The following is a 2,659-nucleotide window of genomic DNA, read 5'->3' as shown; positions in this document are numbered from 1 at the left end:
TACTTTTGTAATCAACAAACAAAGCCATTTCCATTTGTATATGAAGGACCGGATTCTAAAAGTCATGCAAAAAGAGGGTTTGTCGAATGCCGAATTCGCCGAAAAGATAGGTATCTCCACCTCTTCACTGTCGCACATCTTCAGCGGGCGAAACAAACCCAGCCTGGAAGTCGTCATGCGCATCCATAAGGCATGTCCGTACATCAACATCAACTGGCTGCTCTACGGTGAAGGCGAAATGGAAGAAAGCGCTCCTGCCATAACAGGCATGGACCTGTTCTCACAACCGCTCGAGAATCCGAAAAACCCGGCCGAAGAGCCGGCACACTCCGATTTTCGCAAGGAAAACGAGGTTCCCACCGTAGTTTATCCCCCCAAAGAGATTATCAGAGAGGAAGTTAAGTACATCGAAAAGCCACATCCGAAGATTACCGAAATACGTATTTTCTTCGACAACGGCACCTACGAGGTGTTCAAACCCGAAAAATAAAGACTCCTGAGCGGTAAAAGCTGCTGCCCGCGGTTGGGCATATAAAAGGTAAATTCGTATCTTTGCGTGAAAGAAACGAATTTACCTTTTTTATATGAAGAAATACATCTTAGATTTGACAGTCACCGAGAACGCTCGCCTGCATGCGAACTACGTTCTCATCAAGCTGACGCAAGAGGCTCCCTTGCCCGAAATGCTTCCGGGACAGTTTGCCGAAATCCGGGTGGACGGTTCGCCGACTACCTTCCTGCGTCGCCCCATTTCCATCAACTACGTAGATAGAGAGAAAAACGAAGTATGGTTCCTCGTCCAGCTCGTGGGCGACGGTACCCGTAAACTGGCCACCGTACAGAAAGGCGATACGGTAAACGTAGTGCTCCCTCTGGGCAACGGCTTCACCATGCCGATTTCTGCTGACACCAAGGTGCTGCTCGTGGGCGGCGGTGTAGGTACAGCCCCCATGCTCTATTTAGGTGAAGCGCTCCTGAAGCAGGGATGCAAACCCACCTTCCTGCTGGGTGCCCGCTCGAAGAACGACCTGCTCCAACTGGAACAGTTTGAAGCCCTCGGCGACGTGTACACCACCACCGAAGACGGGAGCATGGGCGAAAAGGGATACGTCACCATGCACAGCGTCCTGAAAGCACAAAAGTTTGACATGATTTACACCTGCGGCCCGAAACCCATGATGATGGCAGTGGCCAAGTATGCCAAGGCAGAAGGCATCGAATGCGAGGTGTCACTGGAAAACACCATGGCCTGCGGCGTCGGAGCCTGCCTCTGCTGCGTGGAAAAGACAGACGAGGGACATGTGTGCGTATGTAAAGAAGGTCCGGTATTTAATATAAAGAAACTATTATGGCAGATTTAAGCGTAAACATCGGTAAATTGAACTTGTCGAACCCGGTCATGACCGCATCGGGTACATTCGGATATGGACTGGAGTTTCAGGACTTCGTGGATCTGGAGAAAATCGGAGGCATCATCGTGAAGGGAACCACGCTTCACCATCGTGAAGGAAACCCTTACCCGCGTATGGCCGAAACACCCATGGGTATGCTCAATGCCGTGGGTTTGCAGAACAAAGGCGTGCATTATTTCGTGGACCACATCTATCCGCAGATTAAGGACATCCGTACGAACATGATTGTAAACGTGTCCGGCTCACAGGTGGAAGACTATGCGGAGACGGCTTCCATCATCAACGAACTGGAAAACATCCCGGCCATCGAGCTGAACATTTCCTGCCCGAACGTGAAGCAGGGAGGTATGGCTTTCGGTGTGACGGCTCACGGAGCTGCCGAAGTGGTGAGTGCCGTGCGTAAAGTCTACAAGAAGACACTGATTGTAAAACTGTCGCCCAACGTGACAGACATCACCGAGATTGCCCGTGCCGCAGAAGGTGCCGGAGCCGACAGCGTGTCGCTCATCAACACCCTGCTGGGTATGGCCATCGATGCAGAAAAGCGTCGTCCCATCCTGTCGACCGTGACCGGAGGTATGAGTGGTGCTGCCGTGAAACCCATCGCCCTGCGCATGGTATGGCAGGTAGCTAAAGCCGTAAACATTCCGGTAGTAGGTCTGGGGGGTATCATGAACTGGAAGGATGCCGTGGAATTCCTGCTGGCAGGTGCTACTGCCATCCAGATTGGTACAGCCAACTTCATCGATCCGGCCATCACCGTGAAAGTGGCCGAGGGCATCAACGACTATCTGGACCGTCACGGATACAGTTCCGTACGCGACATCATCGGTGCACTGGAAGTCTGAAAACAAGGCTTTTCAAGGCCCGAAAAACAGGCATAAAAAACGTCCTTGCGTTCATCTCAAAACGCAAGGGCGTTTTCTTTTAAACGCAAGTGCGTTTTACCTAAAACGTAAAGGCGTTTTAAATGAAACGCACTTGTATAGTAAATGTTGGTGGTATCCCTAAAAGAGATTTTATACTTCTTGATATTAAAAATGATTTGAAGTACTTTCCATGACCTTCTTTTTTCGCTATTTTTGTAGAGTAAAACGGGATAGTTATAAATCGAGTAGGAGGAAAACGAAGTAGTTTTCTTCCTACTTTCGTTTTCCGACCTCTCACACCACCACGCATGCGGTTCCGCACGTGGCGGTTCTTTATTTGGGATACCATTTGAGATACTCGTCATAGAGGGTTGGATA

At 50.1% G+C, this 2,659-nt stretch carries 4 protein-coding genes; 3 read left to right on the top strand and 1 reads right to left on the bottom strand.

The genetic code is table 11. The features are described 5' to 3' along the window. Window positions 1–40 precede the first annotated feature (40 nt). From ACMJ0U_RS04520 to ACMJ0U_RS04510, 3 genes are all read left to right on the top strand, one after another. Entirely contained in the window at window positions 41–490 is a 450-nt protein-coding gene (locus tag ACMJ0U_RS04520) for a helix-turn-helix domain-containing protein (RefSeq protein WP_417128451.1), read from the top strand. A gap of 94 nt (window positions 491–584) precedes the next feature. Then, a complete protein-coding gene (locus ACMJ0U_RS04515) occupies window positions 585–1,361 on the top strand; it encodes a dihydroorotate dehydrogenase electron transfer subunit (RefSeq protein WP_417128449.1) in 777 nt (258 codons plus the stop codon). Next, a complete protein-coding gene (locus ACMJ0U_RS04510) occupies window positions 1,349–2,260 on the top strand; it encodes a dihydroorotate dehydrogenase (protein ID WP_304325611.1) in 912 nt (303 codons plus the stop codon). Before ACMJ0U_RS04515 ends, ACMJ0U_RS04510 begins: the two co-directional genes overlap by 13 nt. Before the next feature lie 56 nt (window positions 2,261–2,316). On the opposite strand, the gene ACMJ0U_RS04505 is transcribed toward ACMJ0U_RS04510, so the two are convergent. Beyond that, the coding region (locus ACMJ0U_RS04505; protein WP_417128448.1) for a hypothetical protein at window positions 2,317–2,659 on the bottom strand (343 nt) is incomplete at its 5' end.

The sequence above is a fragment of the Phocaeicola sp. genome (assembly GCF_048170425.1).
In the GTDB taxonomy this organism is placed as follows: Bacteria; Bacteroidota; Bacteroidia; order Bacteroidales; family Bacteroidaceae; genus Phocaeicola.
Note: the sequence above shows the minus strand (reverse complement) of the source record. Positions and strands in the feature narration are given on the sequence as shown.